Annotated in this window: 1 pseudogene; it reads left to right on the forward strand. The window is 79.5% G+C overall.

The annotated features are described in order from the left end of the window. A pseudogene (locus Asi02nite_RS41320) lies at positions 1-616 on the forward strand (MFS transporter); the annotation flags it as partial.

The raw sequence follows: 616 nt of genomic DNA on the forward strand, positions 1-616 counted from the left end.
GCTCCCGCTCGCGGCCGGCGGGGTGGGCCCACTGCCCGCGCTGGCCGGGCCGGTCGCGCTGGCCGCGCTGATCGAGCTGGTCCGGCTGGCGGTGACCCTGTTCGGCATGCCCGAACCGGCGCGTCCGCGCACCACGCTCGGCGCGGTGCTGCGCGGCGTCCCGGCGACGATCGCGACGGGCCTGCGCCTCGGCGTCCGCGACGGCGTGCTGGCCCGCCTGCTCCTGGCCGGCGCCGGTGCCGGCGTCGCCCTCGCCTCGATCGAGCTGCTCACGCCCGGCTGGCTGGCCGACCTGGTCGGCGACCGGGAACGCGGCGCCACGACCTACGCCGTCGTCGCCGCGGCGGGCTTCGCGGCGAACGCGGTGGGCAGCCTGCTCGGCCCGTGGACGCAAGCCCGCCTGGGCTCACCGGTCCGCGCGGGCGTGGCGGGCATCGCCCTCGGCGCGCTGGCACTGCTGGGCGTCGCCGTCGCGGGCGACACCGGCGGCGTGGCGGTCATCGCCGCGGGCTACCTGCTGCTCTTCGTCGGCCTGGGCATCACGGCGGCGCCGCAGGCGGCGTTGCTGCACGCCCGGGTCGCGCCGGCCGAGCGGGCCACGGTGATCTCGGTGGAG

The sequence above is a fragment of the Asanoa siamensis genome (assembly GCF_016862555.1).
Classification (GTDB): domain Bacteria; phylum Actinomycetota; class Actinomycetes; order Mycobacteriales; family Micromonosporaceae; genus Asanoa; species Asanoa siamensis.